The sequence below is a fragment of the Mesorhizobium sp. RCC_202 genome (assembly GCF_041355295.1).
GTDB lineage: Bacteria > Pseudomonadota > Alphaproteobacteria > Rhizobiales > Rhizobiaceae > Mesorhizobium.
Genome location: NZ_JBFUPO010000005.1, coordinates 175,548 through 193,357, shown reverse-complemented (window position 1 = coordinate 193,357; position 17,810 = coordinate 175,548). Strand labels below are relative to the sequence as shown.

19 protein-coding genes and 1 tRNA gene are annotated in these 17,810 nt (G+C 63.7%); 13 read left to right on the top strand and 7 right to left on the bottom strand.

The window, feature by feature from the left end:
- Window positions 1–150: 150 nt before the first annotated feature.
- From AB6802_RS13760 to AB6802_RS13750, 3 genes are all read left to right on the top strand, one after another.
- Window positions 151–226, top strand: a tRNA-Lys gene (locus AB6802_RS13760).
- A 219-nt stretch (window positions 227–445) separates the two neighbouring features.
- Complete coding sequence (locus tag AB6802_RS13755) at window positions 446–739, top strand: adenylate cyclase (RefSeq protein WP_371010652.1); 294 nt, start codon at window positions 446–448, stop codon at window positions 737–739.
- A 557-nt stretch (window positions 740–1,296) separates the two neighbouring features.
- Complete coding sequence (locus AB6802_RS13750) at window positions 1,297–2,442, top strand: hypothetical protein (RefSeq protein ID WP_371010651.1); 1,146 nt, start codon at window positions 1,297–1,299, stop codon at window positions 2,440–2,442.
- Window positions 2,443–2,474: 32 nt separating this feature from the next.
- On the opposite strand, the gene dprA is transcribed toward AB6802_RS13750, so the two are convergent.
- From dprA to AB6802_RS13730, 4 genes are read right to left on the bottom strand one after another with little or no spacing between them, the layout of a single operon-like run.
- Complete coding sequence (gene dprA / locus AB6802_RS13745; RefSeq protein WP_371010650.1) at window positions 2,475–3,602, bottom strand: DNA-processing protein DprA; 1,128 nt, start codon at window positions 3,600–3,602, stop codon at window positions 2,475–2,477.
- A complete protein-coding gene (gene plsY / locus AB6802_RS13740; RefSeq protein ID WP_371010649.1) occupies window positions 3,599–4,180 on the bottom strand; it encodes a glycerol-3-phosphate 1-O-acyltransferase PlsY in 582 nt (193 codons plus the stop codon). Before plsY ends, dprA begins: the two co-directional genes overlap by 4 nt.
- A 59-nt stretch (window positions 4,181–4,239) precedes the next feature.
- Window positions 4,240–5,526, bottom strand: a complete 1,287-nt coding sequence (locus tag AB6802_RS13735) for a dihydroorotase (RefSeq protein WP_371010648.1) — start codon at window positions 5,524–5,526, stop codon at window positions 4,240–4,242.
- Window positions 5,523–6,503: an aspartate carbamoyltransferase catalytic subunit gene (locus AB6802_RS13730; protein ID WP_371010647.1), complete on the bottom strand. Its 981-nt coding sequence runs from the start codon at window positions 6,501–6,503 to the stop codon at window positions 5,523–5,525. The genes AB6802_RS13735 and AB6802_RS13730 overlap by 4 nt, the downstream gene beginning before the upstream one ends.
- A gap of 174 nt (window positions 6,504–6,677) precedes the next feature.
- Here AB6802_RS13730 and AB6802_RS13725 point away from each other — a divergent pair, with 174 nt between their 5' ends.
- From AB6802_RS13725 to AB6802_RS13715, 3 genes are all read left to right on the top strand, one after another.
- Window positions 6,678–8,306: a DNA alkylation response protein gene (locus AB6802_RS13725; RefSeq protein ID WP_371010646.1), complete on the top strand. Its 1,629-nt coding sequence runs from the start codon at window positions 6,678–6,680 to the stop codon at window positions 8,304–8,306.
- Between the two features lie 156 nt (window positions 8,307–8,462).
- Window positions 8,463–9,020, top strand: a complete 558-nt coding sequence (locus tag AB6802_RS13720; protein ID WP_371010645.1) for a hypothetical protein — start codon at window positions 8,463–8,465, stop codon at window positions 9,018–9,020.
- Complete coding sequence (locus AB6802_RS13715) at window positions 9,020–9,361, top strand: DUF6105 family protein (protein ID WP_371010644.1); 342 nt, start codon at window positions 9,020–9,022, stop codon at window positions 9,359–9,361. The genes AB6802_RS13720 and AB6802_RS13715 overlap by 1 nt, the downstream gene beginning before the upstream one ends.
- Here the strand turns inward: AB6802_RS13715 and ruvX are convergent.
- Window positions 9,300–9,785, bottom strand: coding sequence for a Holliday junction resolvase RuvX (gene ruvX / locus AB6802_RS13710; RefSeq protein ID WP_371010643.1), 486 nt, complete (start codon window positions 9,783–9,785; stop codon window positions 9,300–9,302). The genes AB6802_RS13715 and ruvX overlap by 62 nt on opposite strands.
- 218 nt (window positions 9,786–10,003) lie before the next feature.
- On the opposite strand from ruvX, the gene AB6802_RS13705 reads away from it, so the two are divergent.
- From AB6802_RS13705 to AB6802_RS13680, 6 genes are all read left to right on the top strand, one after another.
- Window positions 10,004–10,711, top strand: coding sequence for a metal-dependent hydrolase (locus tag AB6802_RS13705; RefSeq protein ID WP_371010642.1), 708 nt, complete (start codon window positions 10,004–10,006; stop codon window positions 10,709–10,711).
- A 154-nt stretch (window positions 10,712–10,865) separates the two neighbouring features.
- On the top strand, window positions 10,866–11,153 hold the full coding sequence (gatC, locus tag AB6802_RS13700) for an Asp-tRNA(Asn)/Glu-tRNA(Gln) amidotransferase subunit GatC (protein ID WP_371010641.1): 288 nt from the start codon (window positions 10,866–10,868) through the stop codon (window positions 11,151–11,153).
- A gap of 3 nt (window positions 11,154–11,156) precedes the next feature.
- Window positions 11,157–11,615 (top strand): GNAT family N-acetyltransferase, encoded by a 459-nt coding sequence (locus tag AB6802_RS13695; protein ID WP_371010640.1) that lies wholly within the window; start codon window positions 11,157–11,159, stop codon window positions 11,613–11,615.
- Complete coding sequence (locus AB6802_RS13690) at window positions 11,615–13,180, top strand: amidase (protein WP_371010639.1); 1,566 nt, start codon at window positions 11,615–11,617, stop codon at window positions 13,178–13,180. Before AB6802_RS13695 ends, AB6802_RS13690 begins: the two co-directional genes overlap by 1 nt.
- A 1-nt stretch (window position 13,181) precedes the next feature.
- On the top strand, window positions 13,182–13,712 hold the full coding sequence (locus tag AB6802_RS13685; RefSeq protein WP_371010638.1) for a hypothetical protein: 531 nt from the start codon (window positions 13,182–13,184) through the stop codon (window positions 13,710–13,712).
- A 108-nt stretch (window positions 13,713–13,820) separates the two neighbouring features.
- Window positions 13,821–14,618 carry a YdcF family protein gene (locus AB6802_RS13680; protein ID WP_371010637.1) on the top strand — a complete coding sequence of 266 codons (798 nt, stop codon included), beginning with the start codon at window positions 13,821–13,823 and terminating at the stop codon, window positions 14,616–14,618.
- Here AB6802_RS13680 and AB6802_RS13675 read toward each other — a convergent pair.
- Window positions 14,591–15,310, bottom strand: coding sequence for a DUF599 domain-containing protein (locus AB6802_RS13675; RefSeq protein WP_371010636.1), 720 nt, complete (start codon window positions 15,308–15,310; stop codon window positions 14,591–14,593). The two genes, AB6802_RS13680 and AB6802_RS13675, sit on opposite strands and share 28 nt — an antisense overlap.
- A gap of 198 nt (window positions 15,311–15,508) precedes the next feature.
- Here AB6802_RS13675 and AB6802_RS13670 point away from each other — a divergent pair, with 198 nt between their 5' ends.
- On the top strand, window positions 15,509–16,912 hold the full coding sequence (locus AB6802_RS13670) for an L-serine ammonia-lyase (RefSeq protein ID WP_371010635.1): 1,404 nt from the start codon (window positions 15,509–15,511) through the stop codon (window positions 16,910–16,912).
- An 88-nt stretch (window positions 16,913–17,000) separates the two neighbouring features.
- Here AB6802_RS13670 and AB6802_RS13665 read toward each other — a convergent pair.
- Window positions 17,001–17,810, bottom strand: an 810-nt coding sequence (locus AB6802_RS13665) for a tetratricopeptide repeat protein (RefSeq protein WP_371010634.1), incomplete at its 5' end; no start/stop codon positions are given.

The following is a 17,810-nucleotide window of genomic DNA, read 5'->3' as shown; positions in this document are numbered from 1 at the left end:
CCTGTCGGAAGGGCGCGCCGACCTCGCGGTTCATGCACCGCGGTCGCACTGGGAAAGTCCGGCCTGAACGCCTGCTTTTTCCGGTTGACCCGCCGCGGCACTCTCCCTATGTTCCGCGCAATTTCGAGGGCGGCAGTTCCGGGCCCGCGGGAGCGCGTAGCTCAGCCGGTAGAGCAACTGACTTTTAATCAGTAGGTCATGGGTTCGAATCCCATCGCGCTCACCAAAACATGATACAAATCAAGGTCTTGCGAAAAGTTTGGCGGTTTCTTTTTGCGTCCGCTCGGATCCGTGTCCGCTCCATGTCCGAAAAAGCGGCCACCGTGAGGGCAGCCACAGCCGGCGATGCTCGGGACGAAACAAGCTCCGGAAAGCGTTTGTGCTTCATGCCGGGTGCTCGCAAGACCCGAGCGCCCTCCTGAAACACTGCTTTAGGAGAAACCCCATGAAACATCTTTTCGCGCCGATTACGGCAGGCCTATTCCTTGCCTCCACCGGCATGACTTTCGCGGGCAACGTCCACACGGTAACAGGCACCACAGGCCAGCCCAATCAAACGATCGGCACGTCTGAGACGGGAAGTGCTACGCCGGGCCACGCGGCCTCTGCTCCGGGCTCAGCCTTTAACCCGGATGGCAACGCTGGAACGCATTATGCGGGCGAGCAGCCGCAGAATTCCAAGAACCCGAAGAGCGTATCCCAGTACGACGTGGCCGGCTTCCAGCAGTCCCACAAGTAGCACCAGCCAAACAAAAAAGGGCCCCGGCCGTCTAAGCGGCCGGGCCAGCCGGGCGGCTGGGACTGTTTGGATTTGTCGCCGGAGCCTCCCGCACGTCTCGCGGCGGCGGATCGACATGTTTAGGCTCAGGCGACGATTCCTCGTCGGGCCGGCGAACTGGTTTCGTCTTCGGATCTGGCTTCGGCGGTTGTTCTTTGGTTTTGCCCTGCATAGCCGGTTAAACGGAATCGCCGCTGTGTTGTTCCTATTGCCCATTGAAAAGGCCCGCCATCGCGAGGCAGCGGGCCAAGGTTAGTCGTAAACGAGCCGGACTGTTCGCGATGGCAGGGGCTCGCACCACATCACGCTCACTAATTTCAGCGCAAATCAGCAACGCCGCTCATTCGAAGTTGAGCGCGGGATCCCAAACGGCGCATGGCTTGAAAGCAGGAATCTGTGGCATGGGTTGCTGACGGATTCCGGGGAGGTCGGATGCGTTCAACCAATCGGTGATCTTCGGCACCTTGTTGTCGGTCGAGGCGGTGGCTAAACTCAAAGCTCCCGAGGGAGGCTCCAAGATGACACTTGACCTTTCGGTAGATACCGCGGCCCCAAAGGCGGCGACGCCGCCTGGCAGATATCTCTTCGGCCCGATCGCCGATTTTCTCATGCTTGGCGGCGCCGCCTTTTTGATTCTGCCGATCCTGTTCTTGGTGCCGCGCGCGTACGAAGGTCCGTTGGCTGCAACGATGGTCATCGTGGCCTACGCGGTGAACTATCCTCACTTCGCGCACTCGTACCAGATTTTCTACCGCAATTTCGGGCGCAAGCTGCGCGGCGAGGGCTATGACCGCAGCCTGCAGCTTCGCTACGGTTTCGCGGGCATCGTGGTTCCGGTGGTCATGGCGCTGTTCTTCGCCTATGGCGCGGCGACGTCGAACACGCGGCTGCTTGGATTTGCCGCCAACGCGATGTTCTTCTTCGTCGGCTGGCACTACGTCAAGCAGGGCTACGGCATGCTGATGGTCGACGCCGTGCTGAAGCGCAAATTCTTCGACGAGCGCGACAAGAAGGTGCTGCTGGTCAACAGCTACGCGGTGTGGATCCTTGCCTGGCTGCAGACCAACACGGCGGTGACCCAGGGACAGTACTACGGCCTGCAATTTTACACGTTCGCTGCACCGTCCTGGATCGCCGATATTGCCTTGGTGGCGGCTGTCGCATCCACGGCGGCGACGCTTCTCATGCTCGCCAATCGCTGGCGCAAGAATGGCGGCGTCCTGCCGTATAATGGCATCGTGGCCTATGTCGCGTCGCTCTATCTGTGGATCCTGATTGCCAGGATAAACCCGCTCTGGCTGCTCGTGGTGCCGGCGCTCCATTCGCTCCAGTACCTGGCGGTGGTCTGGCGCTACCAGACCAATGTCGAGCGCGATGTCTCGGATGCCGCGCAGGATCCGGAGCCGAGGATACTATCCGTGCTCGGACCCCGGTACAGGCTGCGGCTGTTGGGATTCATCGTCGGGGGCGCGGCACTTGGCTATCTCGGTTTCTGGCTTGTCCCATCCGCGTTGACCGCCCTGGTTCCTTACGACAAGCAGGTCCTCGGCTCCTCGCTGTTCTTCTTCATCGTGCTGATCTTCATCAATGTGCACCACTATTTCCTCGACAATGTGATGTGGCGCCGGGGCAATCCGGAAGTGTCGAAATATCTGTTCCGGTAGGCGAGGCCCGAAGCCACTGACAGGGCGGCGGATCAGGAAACCAGCGAGACATTGCCGCCGGCGTGACGCTCCAGCCGCCCTGCAAGGTCGAGTTCCAGAAGCACCATGGCGATCTGCGCGGCGCTTAGTCCTGTATGGCGGATGATTTCGTCGACCGCGACGGGCGTCGGCCCAAGCGCTTCCAGCACGTCGGCGCGCTGGTTCTCGCCGGGCGGCGGCAAGGCCGCCAGGTCCGGCGCCTCGGCGAGCGGTATGCCGCGAGGGGAGCGGGTGCCGGCAAGCGGCGCCAATGCGCTGAGAACATCCGCGGCTTCGGTGACCAGCGTGGCGCCGTCCTTGAGCAGGGCATTGCAGCCCGCGGCGCGAGGGTCGAGCGGCGAACCGGGCACGGCGAAGACCAGGCGGCCCATCTCATTGGCAAGGCGGGCGCTGATCAGCGAGCCGGAGCGCTGCGCCGCCTCGACGACGATGAGGCCCAGCGCCATGCCGGCGACCAGGCGGTTGCGGCGCGGAAAATCCTGGGCCCGCGGCTGCCAGCCGAACGGCATTTCCGAAACGATGGCGCCGCCGCGATCGGCGATCTCCTCGCACAGGCCGGCATTTTCCGGCGGGTAGGGGACATCGAGGCCTCCGGCCAGCACGCCGACCGTGCCGGTCGAGACGCTGCCTTTGTGCGCGGATGTGTCGATGCCGCGCGCCAGGCCGGAGACGATGGCATAACCCTCGCGGCCAAGATCCGCCGCCAGCATGCGCGCCATCTTGATGCCGGCGAGCGAGGCGTTGCGGGCGCCGACAATGGCCACCGCCGGCAGGCGGAACACCGCACCTTCACCTTTGACCGCAATCAGCGGCGGCGGGTTGTCCAAGCGCTTCAGCATGGTGGGGTAGTCGGCCTCGCCGATGCCGATGAAGCGCGCGCCGGCGCGTCGGGCCGCCTCCAGTTCCGCTTCTGCGTCGGCGACCGAGGGAATGCGCACGATGCGGTTGGCGCCGCCGGAGATCATCAACTCCGGCAGCATTTCCAGCACCGCTTCCGCCGAGCCGAAGCGGTTGATCAGCTCGCGGAAAGAGGCAGGGCCGACATTCGGCGTGCGGATCAGGCGCAGCCAGGCAAGCCGCTGCCGGTCGCTGAGGCGCGGGCCGGCGGCCGGCACGCTCATCCCTTGGCTCCGATCTTGCCTTCGGTGCCGGCAAGCAGGCGCGAAATGTTGGCGCGGTGTTTTGCAATGACGATCAGGCTCATCACCGCAAACAGGCCGGCGACCTGAGGCGTGGCGATGAAGTAGAGCGCGACCGGCACGACCACTGCGGCTGCCAAAGCCGCCAGCGAGGAGTAGCGGAACAGGAAGGCCATCGCGAGCCAGACGACAGCGAAGAGCAGCGCGCCCTGCCAGGCAAGCCCGATCAGCACGCCGAGATAGGTGGCGACGCCCTTGCCGCCCCTGAAGCCGAGCCAGACCGGAAACAGATGGCCGAGGAACGCGGCGAAGCCCGCCAGAAGCCCGAACTCCGGCGAGAAATGGCCGGCGACGAGGGCGGCCGCCGTGCCTTTCAAGGCATCGAGCAGCAGCGTCGCCGCGGCAAGGCTCTTGTTGCCGGTCCGCAGGACATTGGTGGCGCCGATATTGCCGGAGCCGATCTTGCGCACGTCGCCGAGGCCGGCCGCACGCGTGATCAAGAGCCCGAACGGGATGGAGCCAAGCAGATAGCCGAAAATCAGGGCGATCGCGTAACCCATTGTTTCCCCCCTTTATTATTCCGCGGTCGCGGCGGCCGTCCTGCCTTGTGGGCCGATATTCAAGCCGAAAACACTGTGCGGCCCGCCACCATCGTTTGCAAGACCTTGCCCTGGAGGCGCGCGCCTTCAAAACAGGTGTTCTTCGAGCGCGAACGCAGGCCGGTTTCGCTGACGATCCATGGCTCGTCGAGATCGACAACGGCAAGGTCGGCCGGCGCGCCGGGTTTCAACGTGCCGCCGGGCAGGCCGAACAATCTTGCCGGCGCCGTCGACAGCGTCTCGATCAGCCTGAGCAATGGAACATCGCCATTATGGTAGAGCCGAAGTGCCGCGCCAAGCAGCGTTTCCAACCCGATCGCGCCGGCGGCGGCATCGGCGAAGGGCAGGCGCTTGGTGTCGACATCCTGCGGATCATGCGAGGAAACGATGATGTCGATCGTGCCGTCCTTGATCGCTTCGATCATCGCCAGACGGTCGTCCTCGGCGCGCAAGGGTGGTGTCAGCCGGAAGAAGGTGCGGTATTCGCCGACGTCGTTCTCGTTGAGCGACAGATTGTGGATGGCGACGCCCGCGGTGACATTGGCGCCATCGGTCTTGGCCCGGTTCACCGCGCCGGCCGCCATCGCGGACGAGATCTTTGCCGCGTGGTAGGCGCCGCCGGTGAGCCGCGCCAGCGCCAGGTCGCGCTCCAGCGGGATCAGCTCGGCTTCGCGCGGAATGCCCGACAGGCCGAGCCAGCTTGCGTAGAGCCCTTCGTTCATCACACCGGACGAGGCGAGGTTGGCGTCCTGGATCTCGTGCGCGATGATGCCGCCGAAATCGCGCGCATAGGTCAGCGCGCGGCGCATCACCAGCGCATTGGCGATCGTGTGGCGGCCATCGGTATAGGCAACCGCGCCCGCCTCGCGCAGCAGGCCGAATTCGGTCATCTCGCGGCCTTCGAGGCCCTTGGTGATCGCCGCGGCCGGGAAGATGTTGACGCTTGCGGTGTCGCGCGCGGTGCGCAGCACGAATTCGACCAGCGCCACATTGTCGATCACCGGATCGGTGTCGGGCATCATGACGATAGAGGTGACGCCGCCGGCCGCCGCCGCGAGGCTTGCCGAGGCGATGGTCTCGCGATGCTCGCCGCCGGGCTCGCCGATGAAGACGCGGCCGTCTATCAGGCCCGGAATGATGGTCTTTCCGGCGCAGTCGATCAGGGTAGCGCCTTCGGGCGCTCCCTGGTTCAGCGCAGCCTTTCCGGCCGCAACGATCTTTCGACCGTCGACGATGACGCTGCCGATCTCATCAATGCCGCGCGAGGGGTCGACAATGTGCGCCTTGCTGAAGACCGTCACGCTCATGCGCCGCGCCCCTCATGGTTGCGGCCCTCATCATTGCGACGGGGATCAAGCAAGGCTTCCATGACCGCCATGCGCACGGCGACACCCATCTCGACCTGTTCCTGGATGACGCTTTGCGGCCCGTCGGCGATTTCGGAGGCGATCTCGACGCCGCGGTTCATCGGCCCCGGATGCATGACCAGCGCGTCTTCCTTGGCGGCTTTCAGCTTCTCGGCGTCGAGGCCGAAATAGTGGAAATATTCGCGGATCGACGGCACGAAAGCGCCTTCCATACGCTCGCGCTGCAGGCGCAGCATCATCACCACATCGGCGTCCTTGAGGCCTTCGGCCATCGAACGCGAAACGATCACGCCCATCCTGTCGATGCCGGACGGCAAGAGCGTCGAGGGCGCCACCACGCGCACCTGCGCGCCGAGCGCGTTCAGGAGCATTATGTTGGAGCGCGCGACGCGCGAATGCAGGATGTCGCCGCAGATCGCCACGATCAGCTTCGACAGCGGCCCCTTGGCGCGGCGGATGGTGAGCGCGTCGAGCAGCGCCTGCGTCGGATGCTCATGCGCGCCGTCGCCGGCATTGACCACCGAGCAGCCTACCTTCTGCGCCAGAAGTGCGGCGGCGCCCGCCGATTGATGGCGGATGATCAGGATGTCCGGCCGCATGGCGTTGAGGGTCATCGCCGTGTCGATCAGCGTCTCGCCCTTCTTTACCGAAGAGCTCGCCACCGACATGTTCATGACATCGGCGCCAAGGCGCTTTCCCGCGAGTTCGAAAGAGGACTGCGTGCGGGTCGAGGCTTCGTAGAAAAGGTTGATCTGGGTGCGGCCGCGCAGCGTCGCGGTTTTCTTCTCGGACTGCCGGGAAATGGCAACGGCGCGGTCCGCGCGGTCGAGCAAAAGCTCGATGTCGGCGGGGGAAAGATCGCGGATGCCCAGAAGATGGCGGTGAGGATAAAGCGGCAGGGACGAAGCGTCGGTCATCTCAAGGCGCTGCTATAGGGCGCGCTCCTGGCCGCCGCAAGCGCCAGCTTTGGATTGCGGGCGTTCTCCCCGGTATTTTCGTCGCGCGCCCGCTAACGCATAAGCTATAAGGCCGGATGGCCCCGGATTCGTGATCGTGGCCGCGGGATGCAAGTTGGGATGTAAGGAAGACGCGTGACCGACGAGGTGATCAACCAGCCGCCGCCGTTGACGGGCGGCAATGCATGGCGGGGCGATCCGTTGCTCATCCAGCTCGCGGAGCGTTTTTCGGACCCGGTGCGCAAGGACCTCGACGCTCTCGGCAAATTCGCCATGACGCCGGAGGCGCAGGAACTCGCGCGCCTGGCCAACACCGACACGCCGAGGCTGAGGACGCACGACCGCCAGGGCCGGCGTCTTGACCTTGTCGAATATCATCCGGCCTATCATGCGCTGATGCGCCGCTCGGTTGCCGGCGGCCTGCATTCCTCGGTGTGGGAGAACGGCGATACCGAGATCGGCCGCCGCCACCAGGTGAGGGCGGCGCGCTTCTACCTGACCGCCGAACTGGAGACGGGGCACCTGTGCCCCATCACCATGACCAACGCCTCGCTCGCGGCGCTGATGGCGAGCCCGAAACTGTTTCGCGAATGGGCGCCGCGCGTGACGACGCGCAAATACGACCAGACGCAGAAGCCACCGGTGCAGAAGACCGGGCTCACGCTCGGCATGGGCATGACCGAGAAGCAGGGCGGCACCGACGTGCGCGCCAACACGACTCGGGCCGAGCGCACCGGCAGCGGCTTTTATCGGCTCACCGGGCATAAATGGTTCATGTCGGCGCCGATGTCGGACGCCTTCCTGGTGCTCGGCCAGGCGCCGGAGGGGCTGTCCTGCTTCCTCGTGCCGCGCATCCTGGGCGACGGCACCGGCAACGGCTTCCGCTTTCAGCGGCTGAAGGACAAGCTCGGCAACCGCTCCAACGCCTCGTCTGAAGTCGAGTTCGTCAATGCCATCGGCGAGATGGTCGGCGATCCCGGCGCGGGCGTGAAAACGATCATGGACATGGTGACGCTGACCCGGCTCGATTGTGCCGTGGCGTCCTCAGCGATCATGCGGGCAGGGCTGGCGGAAGCCGTTCACCACACGCGCCATCGCCAGGTGTTCGGCGCCAATCTGATCGACCAGCCGCTGATGCAGCGCGTGCTTGCCGACATGGCGCTCGACGTCGCGGCCGCGACCGCGCTGTCATTCCGGCTGGCGCGCTCGTTCGACGAGGCGGCGAGCGATCGCGGCGAGGCGGCCTTTGCCCGCGCCATGACGCCGGTGGTCAAATATTGGGTCTGCAAGATCGCGCCGGCGCTGCTTTTCGAGGCGATGGAATGCCTTGGCGGCAATGGCTATGTCGAGGAAGCACCGCTCGCCCGTTACTATCGCGAGGCGCCGGTCAATGCGATCTGGGAAGGTTCCGGCAACGTCATGGCGCTCGACGTGCTGCGCGTGCTCGGCCGTGCTCCCGGCCTGTTCGAAGAGGTGCTGGCCGGCATCGACCGCGATCTTGGCGCCGGCGGCCGCGGCACCATCGGCGTGCTCAAGGCGGCGATGCAGGTGGCCTCGACTGACGAGGGCTCGGCGCGCCTGCTGACCGAGCAACTGGCGCTGTCGGCCGCGGCGGCGGAATTGCGTCGTCTGGGGGCCGGGCGCATCGCCGACGCCTTCGTCGAGACGCGGCTAGCCGGACAGTGGCGCACCACTTACGGCATGCTCGATTCGCGCCACGACGCGCGCATGATCATCGATACGCTCTATCCGCCGGTGACCTGAGTTCCTCGCCAGGGACCGAATTGCCGGCCCTGTGGATAGCCGTTAACCTTAACAAATGGTTTCCATTGCGGGCAGCGTTCGCAAAGCCCACTCTCCGCATGCTGGAGTAGGGAAGGGTTAACCATAACCTCCCGGGCTCCGCAAAGCGGGAAGCGCATGCGGCACGTGTTGAGCTCTTTTCTGGCCTTGCATTGGGCGGTGGTTTTCGCCCTGCTGGCCTATATTTGCATCGATGGCGGTCACGGCATCGATGCGGCGCTCGGCGTGCTTGGCGTGCCGATCCAGGGCGATCGCTTCCCCGCGCTCGGTTATTTTGCCGTCGTCGCGCCGCTCTCGATCGCGCTTTTGATTGTCGCTGTCCTGTTCTGCTGGGCTTTCGTCGAGACGCTGCTGAACGCGACGGCGAGGGCCGACGCGGGCGATAGCGTGATGCAGATCGCCTTCATTGCCGCCTCGTTCCTCTCGTCGCTGATCCTCATCGGCGGCGTCGCGCAGGGCATAGACGGACTCTTCATGGTCATCGCGATCCAGATGACCGCGTTGCTGGCATCCTATGTCGCCGTGCAGGCCGAGCGCCGCTCCGTTGTCGCAGCCATGGCCCTGCAGGAAAGCGATGTTCGTGCCGCCGCGCGCATGGCGATGGGCGCCGCGCACAGCTCGCTGCTTTCGCGCATCTCCGGCCGACCTGAAACCAAGCCCGGAGGCCGCCGCTGATGCGCACGATCTTCACACTCTGGGCCGCTCCGATGGCGATCTTCTGGGGCTGGTACTTCCTGTCGGCCAACGACATGAATTTCGGCTATGTGATGCTCAGCCGGCAGGTGCACGATTTCGCCTTCCAGCTTTACGGCCAGATGCTCGGCATCGATCCGGCGATCATTCCGGGCATGGTGGCTCGGACCTGTGTTTTCGACTTTTTCCTGCTCATGGGTCTATGGGCCTTCCGCCGCCGGCGCAACATCGCCGAGTGGATCAGGCAGCGCCGGCAGGGCGCTATCGGAGAAGATCATCTGAGCCGAGCGACTGAAGCCGGTCCAAGGCTCCCTGCAGAATAAAGGCGGCCGCCGCCGAATCGATCTTGCCGGCGCGCTTCTTGCGCGAGAAATCCATCTCGATCAGCGTCCGTTCCACCGCCACCGTAGAGAGCCGCTCGTCCCACAGCACGACGGGTAGATCCGAAAGCGTGGCCATGTTGCGGGCGAAGGCGCGCGATTTTTGCGCGCGGGGCCCTTCGGTGCCATCCATGTTGACGGGGAGGCCGAGCACGAACGCCCCGACATTGTCCTTCTCGAGCTGGGAGAGCAGCTGCGCCACATCGATGGAGAACTTCTTGCGCATGATGACCGGACGGGGATGGGCAAAGGAAAGCCCGCGGTCGGATACCGCGACGCCGATCGTCTTGTCGCCAAGATCGAGGCCGGCGAGCGTGCGGCCGCCGGCAAGTCGCGGCGGCAATTCCTCGATTGAAATAACGGCCAACGATACCCTCTGACATCAGAGCATTTCACCGTTTCAGGGGAACGGTGAAATGCCTTATCTCTTTATTTTTTACGCAGTTCCGGACGGAAAACCGATCGCACTTTTCCTGGAACTGCTCAAGGCCGTCACATCCTTTTGAGTTCTAGGAGCGGCGCGCCACTTTCAATTTGCCGGGAGCGTTCTATCTTCCGGCAACGTAAAAATCGAGGAAAGCATTCATGAAACTGACCTGGTACGGACATTCGGCATTTCGCGTCGAGACCAAGGACGCCACCATCCTCATCGATCCTTACCTGATCGGCAATCCATCCTGGACCGGTGGCTGGGAAGGTCCGGCCGAAGGCGCAACCCATGTCTTGCTGACGCATGGCCACAACGACCATGTCAGCGGCGCGATCGAAGTGCTGAACAAGAGCGGCGCCATGCTGGTCGCCAATTTCGAGATATGCATGTATCTGGTCGGCAAGGGCGTCAGCGGCGACAAGATCAATCCGGGCAATATTGGCGGCACCGTCGACTGCGGGCCATTCACCACCACCTTCGTCCACGCCCTGCATTCATCTTCCTTCAGCGGCGAAGGCGGCACCAACACCTATCTCGGCAATCCGGGCGGCCTCGTCCTGCATTTTCCGGACGACAAGACGCTCTACCACATGGGCGACACCGACATCTTCCTGGACATGGCGCTGATCAACGAATTGCACGAGCCGAAGGTCGGCATCGTGCCGATCGGCGACCGTTTCACCATGGGCGGTGCCGTGGCAGCGCTTGCCTGCCAGCGCTTTTTCCACTTCGATACGGTCGTTCCCTGCCATTTCGGCACGTTTCCGATGATCGACCAGACTGCCGACAAATTCGTGGCCGGCATGGAAGGTTCGGGCGTCACGGTGGCGCTGCCGGAGATCGGCAAGACGATCACAATCTAGCTCGCTCTCCCGGGAATGCGGCTTTCGGACCGCCGGCGCCGCGCGCTACCTGAGCGCGTGGCGGCGCTACGGCGTGATCGCCGGTTATCATCGATGTTGCGCGCCAAGCGCCGCGCCGCTATAGGCCGCAGTGGTTTTCCCGAGGCGATAGAACATGTCCGTTGATCTTCAGACCGTTAAGCGCGTCGCGCGTCTTGCCCGTATCGCGGCGAGCGAGGAGGATGCCGAGCGCATGACCGGCGAATTGAACGCCATCCTTGGCTTCGTCGAGCAATTGAACGAAGTCGATGTCTCGGGCGTCGAGCCGATGACCTCGGTCACGCCGATGGAGATGAAGAAGCGCCAGGATGCGGTCACCGACGGCAACAAAGCCGCCGATATCGTCGCCAACGCGCCGGCGACGGAAGAGAACTTCTTCCTCGTCCCAAAGGTGGTGGAGTAAAGCGTGGCTGTCGAGATCGCCGTCGAGACGCCTTTGCAGGACGACGTGCGCGCGCTGGTCGCCGAGCTCAACGCGACACTGCTCGAACTGACGCCGCCCGAACATTGCTATCATCTGACGGTCGAGCAGATGGCCGGCGCGGACACGACCGTGTTCATTGCCCGCGACAATGGCCTCGCCATCGGTTGCGGCGCGTTGAAGCGCCATGACAGCACTGTCGGCGAGGTCAAGCGTATGTACACACGGCCTTCGCATCGCGGCCAGAAAATCGGCGCCCGGATCGTCGGGCAGGTCGAGGCGCTGGCCAGGCAGGAAGGTTTGAAGCGTCTCGTTCTCGAAACCGGCGACCGCCATCCCGCGGCCTGGACCGTCTATGAGCGCGCCGGATTCTCGCGTTGCGGACCGGTGCTGGATTATCCCGACTCCGAATGGTCGGTGTTTTACGAAAAGAGCCTAGCCTGATGAGCGATCTTACACATCTGACCATTTCCGAGGCCCGCGCCAAGCTGCGCGGCAAGGAGATCTCCGCTGCCGAGATCACCGACGCCTACCTCTCGGCTATCGACCGCGCCAATCCGGTGCTCAATGCCTACATAACCGTGACCGCCGACAAGGCGCGCGACATGGCCAAGGCCTCCGATGCGAAGCTCGCCAAGGGCGAGGGCGGCGCGCTGGAAGGCATCCCGCTCGGCATCAAGGACCTTTTCGCCACCGAAGGCATCCACACCCAGGCCTGCAGCCACGTGCTGGACGGTTTTGAGCCGCGTTACGAGTCCACCGTGACCTCCAATCTGTGGGCCGACGGCGCCGTCATGCTCGGCAAACTCAACATGGACGAGTTCGCCATGGGCTCGTCGAACGAGACCTCCTATTATGGCCCGGTCATCAACCCGTGGCGCCGCTCGCGGCTCGACACGGTGGTGATGCCGACGACGCATCAGGGCGATGGCGGCTTTGTCTCCGCCGGCGGCAGCAAGACCCAGCGCACGCTGGACAACGCCCAGCTGGTGCCGGGCGGCTCGTCGGGCGGCTCGGCGTCATCCGTCGCCGCGTTCCTCTGCGCCGGCGCCACCGCGACCGACACGGGCGGCTCGATCCGCCAGCCAGCCGCCTTTACAGGCACGGTCGGCATCAAGCCGACTTACGGGCGCTGTTCGCGCTGGGGCATCGTCGCTTTCGCTTCCTCGCTCGACCAGGCCGGGCCGATCGCGCGCGACGTGCGCGACGCCGCGATCCTGTTGAAGTCGATGGCCTCGGTCGATCCAAAAGACACGACCTCAGTCGACCGTCCGGTGCCGGACTATGAAGCGGCGATCGGCAAGCCGATCAAGGGCATGAAGGTCGGCATTCCCAAGGAATATCGCGTCGACGGGATGCCGGAAGACATCGAGGCGCTCTGGCAGAAAGGCATCGCCTGGCTGAAGGACGCCGGCGCCGAGATCGTCGACATCTCGCTGCCGCATACCAAATATGCTTTGCCGGCTTATTATATCGTGGCGCCGGCCGAAGCCTCGTCCAACCTGGCGCGTTATGACGGGGTCCGCTACGGCCTGCGCGTGCCCGGCAAGGACATCATCGACATGTATGAGAAGACCCGCGCCGCCGGCTTCGGCCGCGAGGTCAAGCGCCGCATCATGATCGGCACCTATGTGCTGTCGGCCGGCTACTACGACGCCTATTACCTGCAGGCGCAGAAGGTGCGCACGCTGATCAAGCGCGACTTCGAGAACGTCTTTGCCGCCGGCGTCGATGTGATCCTGACGCCTGCGACCCCGTCGGCCGCCTTCGGCGTCGCCGACGAGGACATGGCTTCCGACCCGGTGAAGATGTATCTCAACGACATCTTCACCGTGACGGTGAATATGGCCGGCCTTCCCGGCATTTCGGTGCCGGCCGGCCTCGACGGCAAGGGCCTGCCGCTGGGGCTGCAGCTGATTGGCCGGCCGTTCGATGAGGAAACGCTGTTCCAGACGGCGCATGTCATCGAGCAGGCTGCGGGCAAGTTCCAGCCGGAGAAGTGGTGGTAAAATGGCTGTCCCGTCTCGCATCGCAATTGTCGAGACGGGGAACGAGCTGCTGATCAGAAATCCGCCGAGACGCGCGGCGATCAGGGTCGGCTTTGTCGTCATTTCGATCGCGATCGTCGCCATCACCGCAAGATGGGGCCTGTTCCACAGATCGCCTGAAACGATCGCCATGGGCCTTTTCGGCCTCCTCTCGTTCCTGGCGATTTTCGCCCTGTTTGCCTATTTCCTCGGCACGGAACTCGCCTGGCTGGCGTCCAGCGGCGAGGAGTTGCGCCTCACGAGAGATACTGTGTTTCGCGAAGTCAGGGGTGTGTTCCCGAACCGAGTCTCCTTGAGCTTCCGCGGGCCATTATCGGCCGCGATTCTCGATCATCCTTACCCGACCGATGAAACCGGCCTGAAGGAAGTCATGCGCCTGAGCAGCACCAGCGGTTCGATCTCCTTTGGCCGCGAACTCAGCCGCCCGGAGGCAGAAGCGGTCGCCGAGGCCATCAGCCGCTTCACCGCCCGCAACAATTCGCGCTCTCCTTGAGCATTTCACCGTTTCACGGAAACGGAGAAATGCCCTATCTCTTTGTTTTGACGCAATTCCTGACGTGAAGCCGCTCACACTTTTCCTGGAATTGCTTTGGGGTTCAACGTGTTTTTCATCCTGTCCAAGGTCTTCTGGTTCTTCATCCAGCCGCTCAACCTGGCGATCTTCCTGCTGCTTGCAGGACTGTTGGCCGCGTTGTTTCGCCGGCGACGCCTGGCTGCCACCGGCAGCGTGCTCGGCTTCCTGATCCTGGCCCTCTCGGCCTGGACGTCGCTTGGCGCGATGATGCTGACGCCGCTCGAGGAACGCTTTCCGAAGCCTGCATTGCCGGAAAAGGTCGACGGCATCGTCGTGCTCGGCGGTGGCTTCGAAGGCGCCATCAACTTGGCGCGTGGCGGTTATGAATTGAACAGCAGCGGCGACCGCATGGTCGAGACCGCGATCCTTGCCCGCCGCTTCCCGCAAGCCAAGGTCGTTGTCTCTGGCGGCAACGGCTCGCTTTTCCTCGATGGCGAGGGCGATGCCGACACAGCACCCCGACTGCTTGGCGCCTTGGGCGTTTCGGCGGATCGGATGATCCTCGAGGACAAATCGCGCAACACCTACGAAAATGCCGTCTTCAGCCGCAAGCTTGTCGAGCCGAAGCCGGGCGAAACCTGGCTGCTGGTCACTTCGGCCTTCCACATGCCGCGCGCCAAGGCGCTGTTCGACAAGGCAGGATTTCCGACGGTGGCCTGGCCGGTCGACTACCGCACATCGGGCCGGGAGGGGATTGGCTTCTATCGTGACAACCCGTCAGATTCCCTACTGACGACCACGATGGCGATCCGCGAATGGATCGGGCTGTTCGCCTACAGGCTGTCCGGCAAGATCGATCAGTTCTTTCCCGGGCCGGGCGGCTGACCGATGACGGCTTGCCGGGCGGCGGAAAAGAACTGGCGGCGCACCAGCACCGCCAAAAGCAGAAGCGTCGACAGCACGAACACCATCGGATCGACGAACCAGCCGAGATAGCCGATCGAGAAGAAGACGGCGCGCAAGCCGGAGTTGAAATGCTTGCCGGCCAGCACGTTCATGCGCGTCGCCCGCCAGACCGCCGCGTCGGTAACCGGATTGCGCGAGGCCGCGCCATGCGGGGTCGGCACCGCGCCGATCAGGATCGTGCAGTAGTTGAACAGCCGGTAGGCCCAACCGAATTTGAAGAAGGCGAAGGCCAGGATCAGCACCAGGCCGAATACCTTGGTCTGGAAAGCCTCACGCGAGGCGAGCGCGCCGAAGGGCAGGTCGGCCAGCACGGTCAGCACCCGGTCGGAAGCGCCGAGTAGCGCAAAGCAGCCGCCAAGCGCGATCAGCGAGCTGGAGGCAAAGAAGGCGGTGCCTTGCTGCAGCCCGCTCATGATGGCGGTGTCGACGATGCGCACCTCGCGCTCGGCCATGTTGCGCATCCAGGCCTCGCGCTGGGCGTTCATCGCGTTGCTCAACGAGACGCGGCTGACGAGCTTGCCGTCGGAAGCATAGGTATGCAGCACCCAGGCCACCAGGAAGAAGGCCAGTGCCGCCAGGTCAGCCGCAGAAAGATGCAGGGAATCGCCCATGTCCTCTTTTATCACAGGCCAGGCGGTCGCTTCGACGGTCTGTAGAAGCTTGCGCGCTCCAATGTCGCTGGCGGAGCAAACAAGGTCGGCAGATGCTGCGCCGCCGAACACAAAACAGCACAAACATCATTGCAGTTCCTATATGAAGTGCCGAGTCCCATATGAAGTGCCGGGGCGGCCTCAGGAGACCAAAGTCCAGTGTTCCTTTCGGTTTTCGACCTGTTCAAGATCGGCATCGGCCCGTCGAGCTCGCATACGATGGGACCGATGACGGCGGCGCGGCGTTTCCTCGACGAGGTCGCCGGCGATGACTGGCCACGTCCTGCCGGCGTCAAGGTCGATCGGATCGGCGCCAGCCTGCACGGATCGCTCGCCTACACCGGCATCGGCCATGGTTCGGACCGCGCCGTCATCCTCGGCCTCGCGGGGCAGACGCCGCAGAAGGTCGATCCGGACGAAGCCGAGGGCATCGTCGCTGGAATTACCGCTGAAAAGCGCATTTCCCCGCCGGGACATCCGACCTATCGCTTCGATCCGGCCAGGGACCTGGTGCTCGACCGAAAAACGCCGCTGACCGGTCATGCCAACGGCATGGCCTTCTATGCCTATGACAATTCGGACCGGTTGCTGCTCAAGCGCATCTATTATTCGATCGGCGGCGGCTTCGTCGTCTCCGAGGAAGAATTGCAGCGCATGAAGGTCAAGGGCTCGGTGACGACCGAAGGCAGACGAGTACCGTACCCCTTCAAGAACGCCGTCGAAATGCTGGCGATGGCGGCCAAGAGCGGGCTTTCGATCGCCGAGATGAAGCGCGTCAACGAGGAAAAGCATATGTCGCGCGAGGAGCTCGACACTGGCCTCGACGCGATCTGGAGCGCGATGAAGGGCTGCATCGACCGTGGCCTGTCGCAGGACGGCATCATGCCGGGCGGACTGAAGGTGCGGCGCCGGGCGCGCATGCTGCACGACAAGCTCCAGGAGCAGTGGCAGCAAAACAAACCCAACCCGTTGCTCGCCAATGACTGGCTGTCGATCTACGCCATGGCCGTCAACGAAGAGAATGCCGCCGGAGGCCGCGTCGTCACCGCGCCGACCAATGGCGCCGCCGGCACGCTGCCGGCCGTGCTGCGCTACTGGCTGCATTTCCACCCCGAAGCCGACCAGCCGAGCATCCGCGACTTCCTGCTGACTGCGGCTGCCGTCGGCGGCATCATCAAATCCAATGCCTCGATCTCAGGCGCCGAAGTCGGCTGCCAGGGCGAGGTGGGGTCGGCTTCGGCGATGGCGGCAGCGGGGCTTTGCGCCGTCATGGGCGGCACGCCCGAGCAGGTCGAGAACGCCGCCGAAATCGCGCTCGAGCACCATCTCGGCATGACCTGCGATCCCGTCGGCGGCCTGGTGCAGGTGCCTTGCATCGAGCGCAACGCGCTTGGCGCGGTCAAGGCGGTGACGGCGGCTTCGCTTGCCATCAAGGGCGACGGCACCCATTTCGTGCCGCTCGACGCCGCGATCGAGACCATGCGCCAGACCGGCCTCGACATGAACGAGAAGTACAAGGAAACCAGCCTCGGCGGGCTGGCGGTGAACGTGGTGGAGTGCTGAGATGACCGCGCTCAAAGTGCGGTTGGTAGTTTCTCGACGAATTGGCTGCCAAAAAATCCCGCTTGGATTTATCGCGGTTTCTGTAAGTCTACTTGGCCGAAACCGGTTTGGCTAACGCGACTTCGATTTCATGCATCAGTGGATCTGAAAGTCCGGCCTTTCGCAGGTCAACGAAATCGTTTTGGATAATGTCCTCCCACGAATCTTGGTTGGCAACGATCCTGCCGCGTTCAGCTAGATAGGCAATGCGGGCCTCTTCGGTTCGTCCGAGAAGCATCAACGCATGCGCAATGTTGGATTTCGCATCAAGCGAGGCCGGATCGATCCTTAGCGCTTGCTGGCCTGCATCCAAAGCGCGGTCGAAATGCTTGGCTAATAAGGCATACCAACTCACATCTAGGACTGTATCCTCAACGGAATACCGCTCCGCGTCGGCCTTGGCTGCCGCAGCGAGCATTGCTTTCTCGAACCAGCTTCGCGCGCCGTCGTTGTCAGGCGCGGGAATGCCCTTCCCATTCTCGTCGAGCCAGCCCAGATTGGCCATAGCGTCGCTGTTGCCGGCGGCCGCTGCCTTTTCATACCAGCTTCTGGCGCTGGTGTAGTCGGGCCCGGCAATGCTCTTCCCATTCTCGTCGAGCAGGCCCAGATTGGCCATGGCGTCGCTGTTGCCCGCGGCCGCAGCCTTCTCGAACCAACTCCGGGCGCTTGCATAGTCGGGCGCGGCAATGCCTTTTCCGTTCTTGTCAAGCAAGCCCAGACTGTTCATCCCTTGGTCATCGCCGGTGGCCGCAGCCTTCTCGAACCAGCTTCTGGCGCTGGCGTAGTCGGGCGCGGGAATGCCCTTCCCATCCTCGTCGAGCCAGCCCAGATCGACCATGGCGTTGATGTTGCCGGCGGC

Excerpts from the sequence above, each read along its gene's own strand:
- AB6802_RS13755 (WP_371010652.1), top strand. The coding sequence starts at position 446 with ATGAAACATCTTTTCGCGCCGATTACGGCAGGCCTATTCCTTGCCTCC.
- AB6802_RS13750 (WP_371010651.1), top strand. The coding sequence starts at position 1,297 with ATGACACTTGACCTTTCGGTAGATACCGCGGCCCCAAAGGCGGCGACG.
- dprA (WP_371010650.1), bottom strand. The coding sequence starts at position 3,602 with ATGAGCGTGCCGGCCGCCGGCCCGCGCCTCAGCGACCGGCAGCGGCTT.
- plsY (WP_371010649.1), bottom strand. The coding sequence starts at position 4,180 with ATGGGTTACGCGATCGCCCTGATTTTCGGCTATCTGCTTGGCTCCATC.
- AB6802_RS13735 (WP_371010648.1), bottom strand. The coding sequence starts at position 5,526 with ATGAGCGTGACGGTCTTCAGCAAGGCGCACATTGTCGACCCCTCGCGC.
- AB6802_RS13730 (WP_371010647.1), bottom strand. The coding sequence starts at position 6,503 with ATGACCGACGCTTCGTCCCTGCCGCTTTATCCTCACCGCCATCTTCTG.
- AB6802_RS13720 (WP_371010645.1), top strand. The coding sequence starts at position 8,463 with ATGCGGCACGTGTTGAGCTCTTTTCTGGCCTTGCATTGGGCGGTGGTT.
- AB6802_RS13715 (WP_371010644.1), top strand. The coding sequence starts at position 9,020 with ATGCGCACGATCTTCACACTCTGGGCCGCTCCGATGGCGATCTTCTGG.
- AB6802_RS13705 (WP_371010642.1), top strand. The coding sequence starts at position 10,004 with ATGAAACTGACCTGGTACGGACATTCGGCATTTCGCGTCGAGACCAAG.
- gatC (WP_371010641.1), top strand. The coding sequence starts at position 10,866 with ATGTCCGTTGATCTTCAGACCGTTAAGCGCGTCGCGCGTCTTGCCCGT.
- AB6802_RS13690 (WP_371010639.1), top strand. The coding sequence starts at position 11,615 with ATGAGCGATCTTACACATCTGACCATTTCCGAGGCCCGCGCCAAGCTG.
- AB6802_RS13685 (WP_371010638.1), top strand. The coding sequence starts at position 13,182 with ATGGCTGTCCCGTCTCGCATCGCAATTGTCGAGACGGGGAACGAGCTG.
- AB6802_RS13675 (WP_371010636.1), bottom strand. The coding sequence starts at position 15,310 with ATGGGCGATTCCCTGCATCTTTCTGCGGCTGACCTGGCGGCACTGGCC.